The following is a 7784-nucleotide window of genomic DNA, read 5'->3' as shown; positions in this document are numbered from 1 at the left end:
GACTTAACCTTGTCGCCATCGGCCGACCGGGAAAAACTTGTTATCTTCAACCAAAACTGCCGTTGCCACGTCATCGATAGTGCATTGGAGCATATTCTTCACATCAATTTTAATGTACGGTGTATGCGAGGGAGGTAGTTCGGGCAGTAGTTGGGCGGGGTTGCTTCTGAATGACGCCACATCCATTTTTGCGCGGGAATGAAAAACGCCTGTCGTATGAGGACGATACGGCGCTGATCAAAAGGCTGGGATTCACGCCGAAGCGCTATCTGGCGGAGACGGTCATCGTCAATCAGGGCGAGGATTGCGATCGCATGTTCATTGTCGAGTCGGGCTGGGGGTGCATTTCTCATGAACTTGCCGGCGGGCAGCGACAGATTCTAGATTTTGCACTGAAAGGCGACATCGTCCTACCTCAGTCCTACTCGGGCAGGGCTCTTGAAACGTTTGTGGCTCAAACCGAAATTTCAGTTCTGGTGGCTTCGACCAAGACATTTGCCGTTGCGGCCATGCAGTCGCCTCATCTGTTCTCCCTTGTTCTCGAAACCCTCGTGCACAATGCAGCGGTTGTCGCTCAACATCTCACCAATGTGGGACGACGCAGCGCCTTGGCGCGGACGGCGCATCTCTTCCTCGAACTGATGACGCGTCTGGAACGAATCGGCTCTGTCACGCGCAACAGCTATGAATGCCCTCTCACCCAGTACGATCTGGCGGACGCACTGGGACTCACTCCCATTCATGTCAACCGGATGCTGCGGGAACTGCGCGAGCGCAAGTTTCTCGAATTTCGGCAGGGCCACGTTCGTGTGCTCGATCAGCAGGGCCTGACTAAGTTTGCTGGATTCGAGCAGGAATATGTCGACGGTTGAGACGTCCCGGCATGCGATGGCAAGCAATCTTGTTCCCCGGTAGCGGCCATCGGGCAAGATCGAGGACGGGCTTTCCCGGGCAGCATCCACTTTCCGGCGGCGGATCTGTTCCGTGTGGCCCGCTCCCTATCCCGACTGGCGTCCGCTGGCCAGGCGCCGGCCAATTCAATCTCGGTTTCTTGGCGCGATCTCTTCGCGGTTGCCTAAGCGACACCGTCCTTGGCGTTCCGCTGCAGCGGCGAGTCCGCTCGGCCCAATTTGAGGACCACAATCAGGAGCGATAATTGGTGCTCGCTGCTCGGATCCTAAACAGAGCGTAGCTCTTCCACCAGACCTATGGCCCCCGCAGAGCCAGCCTTCGAGGCAAACTATGAGAGTTCATTCGCCGCTTCCTGAACACCCTGCGCAAATGCTCGCTCGAGCCAAAGGCGGCCTGCTACCGGGTTGTGTTCCCCGGCACGACCATTGCAGAGATAGCCCCCGAGCATGAGCTGGGCATAGCCATGTCCCCGCTCGGCGGCGGCGGCGAACCATTTCTGCGCTGCGACCGGGTCGAAGGACAGACCTTGGCCATTCGCGTACTGGGCACCGATCGCAAACATAGCCCCGGCGTGCCCGGCTGCGGCTGCCCGCTTGAACCACTGCGCGGCAGCCTGAGGCAAACAGGCGCCGCCACGTCCGTTGAGAAGCATTTCGGCAAACGCCACCTGCGCGTCGACCATGCCAGCATTGGCCGCCCGCTCAAACCAGCAACGGGCTTGTTTCAGATCGGCAGCCACGCCGCGCCCATCCTGAAGCATTCGCGCGTAGGCATATTGCGCATCGGCCACGCCTTCGGCTGCCCGCCTCACCCATCGGGCAGCTTGCTCCTCGTCCTTTCGCACGCCGACGCCCTCGGCAAAGCAGAGGCCGAGGTTGAACGCTGCAATCAGATCGCCCGATGAGGCGGTCGCCTCGAACCATCCAGCGATGCTGGCGCGGTCGCCAGGCTCGCCTGCTCCTTCGATAACCAGATTGGCAAAGTCGACCTGCGCTTGCTGATTTCCCGCATTTGCGGACGTACGCAGCCAGCGCGCTCCCTCTTCGACGTCCCGTGCGACTCCGTTTCCGGAAAGATAAAGCGATGCCAACGCACGGGCAGCAGCCTGATGGCCGGCATTTGCCGCCCGTCGGTACCATGTTGCGGCGTCCGCATAGTCTGGCGGCGAACTCTTCACATGCCGATCGCCCAGACGATAGGCTGCCTCAATATTTCCTGCCAATGCGGCCCGCCGCATCCACGCCTCGCCGGCGGCGATATCTTGACCTGCAAGGCCACCCTCGATGAGCGCCGATCCCAACCGGAATTGGGCTGAGGGCAAGCCTTTCTCCGCGGCAAGCTGATACAGTCGCGCGGCTGCCGGTCGATCAGCTGGCATGCCGCGTCCATGCTCAGTCAGGACCCCAAGAAGGTAGATTGCGGTTGGCAGACCGGCGTCGGCAGCGCGTCGAACCTCGGCGGCAACTTTGGCCGTCTGCGCAGGCTGCCCGCGCCGGGCGAGGGAAAGAGCAAGGCCCAGGCATCCCTCAGGGCAGCCGGCTGCCGCAGACTTCTCATACCAGCCATGCGCCGCATCCAGGTCCCGCATCGCTTCGGGGCCTCTGCTAAGGATATAGGCGAGAATTGCCTGCCCGGTTGCGGAGCCAGCTTCGGCTGCCTTTTTCGCGAGCCCGAACGCTGCCGCGAATTCCGGCTCCCGCGAGGAATCCCGTTCGAACAAGCTTTGCGATTCCAAGCCATTGCCGTCGGGCTCCTGCGCCGCCAGTCCAGCCACGTAAAGCGCGGCGAGGAGCGACTGGGCATCGGGGCTGCCGTGATCGGCCGCTCGCCGCAGCCAACGCGCGCCTTCCGACCGGCTTGGCGGCACACCCAAACCTTCGAGATAGCAACGAGCGACGCGGTATTCGGCCTCGACAATCCCGGCGCGTGCCGCAATTGCCAGCAGCGGAAAGGCTTCTAAAGGCTTGCCGCTGTCAGAAAGCTGGATCGCCCGGCGCAATACCAGCGCTGGTGGACCGTAAGCAGTCAGGCGGTCAAGGATTGCCATCGATGCGAGAACGCATACCTCCGTTTGTCGCGCACGGCGCCCGAGCCTATGGCTCCCTCATCGCTTCTTGGCCTAGGGGGAGTATGGCGCCGAGAATATACTTGAGCACGGTACGGCGGCCGACCTTGACGTCAGCGGTTACCGGCATGCCAGGGACGATCGTGAAACTTGCGGGCACGCCATGGAGGGCGACCTCGTCGATGGAAATCTGCGTGCGGTAAAACAGGTCAGCGTCCGGGGGCAGCATGGCCAACGAACTGTTCGGGTCGCGCGCCTGTTCCCGGGCCGAGAAGGAATCCGGGCTCACCGTGCGCACAGTGCCATGCGCGAGGCCATATTGCGAATATGGAAAGGTGTCGAACTTGATGGCCACGGGGTCACCGACGTGGACGAACCCACTGCTACGGCCGACAATGTTCGTTTCGATTTCAAGCACCGCGTCGTCCGGCACCAGGGTCATCAGCCGGTCACCCGATTGCAGGATCGACCCGACGGAAACCTTCGCCACTGACTGAACGATGGCGTTTGCATCGCTTTTCAGCTCAACCAACTGTTTACGCAGCTTTGCCTTGTTGAGAAGCTCACGGGCATCGGACATACGCGAGCCCGCCTCCGACAGGCCTTGCGAGACTTCCGCGCGCCAGCTCTGGATGTAGCCATCGCGGTCGGCGGCCACCGTCGCCTGTTGTCGCTTGGCAGCTTCCGATGTCTGCTCGGCGTTGCCGAGCGCCCGGGACATCTCTGCCCAGTTGTCCTCGGCCAGAAGCGTATTGAGGCGGCTGCCCACCTGTCTTGCTTCCAGTTGCTTGCGCATCCGTTCGATCGAAGCCGCGACGGCCAGTCGCTGGCGGTAGCCGTCAGCATCGGACCGGGAACGCGAGATCACGGAACTGAGTTCATCGCTCTGCCGGTCAAAACTCGACAGCTTGGCGTCGTAGACAGCTTTTCGACGATCGAAGATCGATGCCTGCAGGGTCCAACTCGGGTCCAGACCGTCATAGCTGAAGGGCTTTCCGTCGGCTTCCGCTTTCAAACGGGCCACTTCGGCTTCAAGTGTCGAGACCTGTGTCGTCAGCGCAGCAAGGTCAGCGGAGGCGAAGGTCGCGTCGAGGCGAGCAAGCGTTTGACCGGCTCGCACGCGCTGTCCTTCGCGCACCTCGATCGAGCGGACGATCGCCGTCTCGAGCGGCTGCACCAGAATATTCGGCGATTGCGACACCACGAGCCCTCTGGTGGAGACGACCTGATCGACCGGTATGAGCCCTGAGAGCGTTAGCAGGGCAACGACCATGCTTGAGATGATCCAGACCATGCCGCGCGCCATCCGTGGGACGGGCGCATTGGCGATGGCCGTCGACGGCCATTGGAATTCCAGGATAACGGGCATCGTCGGATCGCTCGGCTCTGTCCGGCGCCGGACGGGAAGACTGGAATGGGTGATGCTGCTCATGGGCGCCCCGAAGCCGATGCTCACACAAGTCTCGGCGGCACAGCGGCCAGACGAGCTTGGCGATTGTCAAGATGCCGGTTCTGCTGCATCCAAAGCTGGCGGTAGAGCGCACATCGTTCGAGCAGGGTCGCATGCGGCGCGACATCGAGGACCTGGCCCTGATCCATGACCAGGATCTGGTCGCATTCGGTCAGCGAGGAAAGCCGGTGCGAAACAATAATCATCGTGCGGCCCCTGGCGATGCGCATGAGATTGGCGCTGACCACCGCCTCGCTCTCCGGGTCAAGCGCGCTGGTCGCCTCGTCAAGGATCATGACGGTCGGATCGTGGATGAGCGCGCGCGCAATCGCCAGCCGCTGCTTTTGACCACCCGACAGGTTGGGCGAACCTTCCTCAATATAGGTGTCATAGCCGTTGGGCATGCGTTCGATGAATTCTTCGGCGCCGGCAAGGTGAGCGGCTCGCATGGCGTCGGAAAGGGTCAGGCCGGGGCGCCCGGCGATGATGTTGTCTCGAATGGACCCGCGGAAAAGGAAATTGTCCTGGAGGACCACGCCGAGCCCCTGGCGAAGGTGACGCAGGTTGATTTCCTTGAGGTCGACGCCATCCAGCTTGAGAAAACCGCTGTAATCGCGATTGATCCCCTGCAGAAGCCGCGCAATTGTCGATTTCCCTGAACCGCTGCGCCCGACGATGCCGAACATCGTCCCTGCTGGAATGTCGAAGTTGACCCGGTCAAGCGCTGGCGTGTTGGTGCCGATGTAGGTGAAGGTCAGATCACGGAAACTGATCTCGCCAACGAGCTTCGGCCTCAGGCCTGTGGAATTCGAACTGCTTTCCAGGGGTCGGTTGAGGACGGATCCTGCCTCGCTGATTGCCGCCCCTACCTCCTCGAAGTCCTCGACCAGTCGAGCAAGACCGACGAGAGGCTGTGCGACGCGTTGGGCGATCATCATGAATGCGAACAAGCTGCCGACCATGTAGCCAGACGTGTCGCTCATCGCCAGATAAGCTCCGATCAGCATGGTGCCGAGGACCATCGCACGCTCGATTGGCGTGACAAGCGTTTGCGGCCAGTTGGCAAGCTGCCCGAAGGCAAGGCGCGCCCTGCCCGCTTCCGCCACCCGCTCGTCCCAAAGCGCCCTGCGTTGCGGTTCGAGACCGAGCGCCTTCACCGTCTTGATGCCGACGACGGTTTCGCCGAGCGCCGCCGCCTTCCAGGTCTCGGCATCGACCACTTGCTGGTAGCGGCGGCGCAACGGCGCGAGAAAGGCGAAGATGATCAACATAATCACGCCCGCGCAGGCAAGCACCATCCAGCCCAGCGTGGCGTTGATATAGAACATCACCGGGATCAGCACGCAGAGCGTGATCAGATCCAGGAACGTGCTGAGGAGTTTTCCGGTCAGGAATTCGCGGATGCGATAGATCTGCGCGAGATGGTACATCGTCTCGCCGGCCGGATGACGCTCGAAATAATCAAGTGGCAGACGCAGGAGCCTGCTGAAAACATGCAAGTTCAGTTTGGTATCCAGGCGGGCGCCGACGACGTTGATGATCAGCCGTCGGGCGTGACCGAGGAGCGTCTCGTAAACGAACAGGACGGCAATTGTGGCCGACAGGAGCACGAGGGTTGAAACGCTGTTGAACTGCAGCACCTTGTTGACCAGCGTCATGACCATGAGAGGCGGCAGAACGGTAAGGAGGCTGAGCGTGAACGAGGCGATACCGATGTCACGCATAGAACGGCTTTCGAACCGTACCAGGTCGATCAACCAACCGAGGGTGAAAGGCGCATCGGCCGCGATATAGGATCGCGCTGGACGCAACAGCACGGCCTCACCCGCCCACACCTGCGACAGCCGCAACTCGTCGATGGCGATGGCTTCGGCATCCTCGGGCGCGTCCGCACTTTTGAGGAAGACGACATTCCGCTCTGGACTGGCCCCGGTGAGGAGACCTGCGCCACCGTCATTGAACAGCAGGACGACCGGTCCCGTGTGCTCGAAGCGCAGAAGATGCGACCAGCGGATGCGAAGCGCACGCGACCACATGCCGCCGTTCTGGGCCCATTGCGAGAGATCGGTCGCGTTTGGAACCGGGCTTGCGCTCGCCACCCTGAACTCGTTCGGGTCGAGTTCGACGCCATGATAGCGGGCGACGCGTAGCACCGCCTTGAGGCGCGGGGCAATCCGGTCGAACTCGGCGGGTCCGCCGGGTGCCCTCCCCGCCTCGCTCTGGCTGCCAACCTTGCCAGTCGCCTCCGCGTCCACGCGGATCGAGGTTGGCCGTGCATCGGCGTTCAGAGGTATGCTCACCATGCACTTCCCCTCCGGCCCACAAGCGAGGGTTCAAGGATGCTCCGGGCAAGCCGTCCCAGCCGGGACTGCTGACAAAACCCACTATATTCCAAATAGGCCAGCCGCACGGGCCCTTTGCCCGCCTGGAAATGGTGAACGCGCGGCACTTGCGTTCCCGCAAGGGCCGCGCGTTCTTTCTTCAACCTGGACTCAGTCATTAGGTTTCAGAATATCCTTCATTGCCTTCTTCAGCGTGTCGTCGGTGTTAGTGTATCCGGCGCCTTGCTTGCCCTTGTCAGAAGTCAAGTCGGACGTTGCACCGGATGTCTTGTTCTGGTTCGGACTAAGGCCCTTGATCGTATTGAGAACGTTCAAGAGATCGCTCGTCACCGAACCCCCAGCCAGGCCAACGAGCTGCCGGAACGAGGCTTGGCTATCGGTGTCGCTGCTGGTGGCCGGGCCCGATTGCAAGAACTGCTTGGAGTCCTTGAGTCCGATCGTATCGGCCGAGACCTTGGCGTGGTTGCCGTTACCTGGCGAACCATCGTTGTCGGACCCGTCATTGCCATGCCCCTTGCCTGGGTTGCTGCTGTCGCTTCCATCAGGATCGTTGCCGCCACCGTTGTTGCCATGGTCGCGGTCACCGGTCCCGCCGCCCGAGCCAGTCGCACCTGTCGGACCTGTCGAACCGGTGGCTCCGGTTGAGCCAGTCGAACCTGTAGAGCCTGTTGCTCCAGTCGAACCGGTCGAACCTGTAGAGCCGGTCGAACCTGTCGATCCGGTCGAGCCAGTTGCTCCGGTATCACCGGTTGCACCTGTGGCGCCGGTCGAGCCGGTTGCTCCGGTCGATCCGGTCGAACCTGTTGCCCCAGTAGAGCCGGTCGAACCAGTAGAGCCTGTTGCTCCAGTATCACCGGTTGCTCCTGTGGCGCCGGTCGAGCCGGTTGCTCCGGTCGAACCTGTTGCCCCAGTAGAGCCGGTCGAACCTGTCGATCCGGTCGAGCCAGTTGCTCCGGTATCACCGGTTGCTCCTGTGGCGCCGGTCGAGCCGGTTGCTCCGGTCGATCCGGTCGAA

The 7784-nt window shown here is 61.8% G+C and carries 4 protein-coding genes and 1 pseudogene; 1 reads left to right on the top strand and 4 read right to left on the bottom strand.

Annotated elements, in window-relative coordinates:
* Window positions 1–170 precede the first annotated feature (170 nt).
* Window positions 171–872, top strand: a complete 702-nt coding sequence (locus tag EN955_RS32745; protein WP_024505426.1) for a Crp/Fnr family transcriptional regulator — start codon at window positions 171–173, stop codon at window positions 870–872.
* A 368-nt stretch (window positions 873–1240) separates the two neighbouring features.
* Here EN955_RS32745 and EN955_RS32740 read toward each other — a convergent pair whose 3' ends face one another.
* The 4 genes and pseudogenes from EN955_RS32740 to EN955_RS35190 all read right to left on the bottom strand — a co-directional run.
* On the bottom strand, window positions 1241–2959 hold the full coding sequence (locus EN955_RS32740; protein WP_032899694.1) for a tetratricopeptide repeat protein: 1719 nt from the start codon (window positions 2957–2959) through the stop codon (window positions 1241–1243).
* Between the two features lie 46 nt (window positions 2960–3005).
* Window positions 3006–4409 (bottom strand): HlyD family type I secretion periplasmic adaptor subunit, encoded by a 1404-nt coding sequence (locus EN955_RS32735; RefSeq protein ID WP_024505427.1) that lies wholly within the window; start codon window positions 4407–4409, stop codon window positions 3006–3008.
* Window positions 4410–4429: 20 nt separating this feature from the next.
* On the bottom strand, window positions 4430–6730 hold the full coding sequence (locus EN955_RS32730; RefSeq protein ID WP_024505428.1) for a peptidase domain-containing ABC transporter: 2301 nt from the start codon (window positions 6728–6730) through the stop codon (window positions 4430–4432).
* Window positions 6731–6919: 189 nt separating this feature from the next.
* Window positions 6920–7784, bottom strand: a pseudogene (locus EN955_RS35190) (hypothetical protein); the annotation flags it as partial.

Source organism: Mesorhizobium sp. M7A.F.Ca.CA.001.04.2.1, from assembly GCF_003998485.1.
In the GTDB taxonomy this organism is placed as follows: Bacteria; Pseudomonadota; Alphaproteobacteria; order Rhizobiales; family Rhizobiaceae; genus Mesorhizobium; species Mesorhizobium ciceri.
The sequence above is the reverse complement of the archived record's forward strand: the minus strand, read 5'-3'. Positions and strand labels throughout refer to the sequence as shown.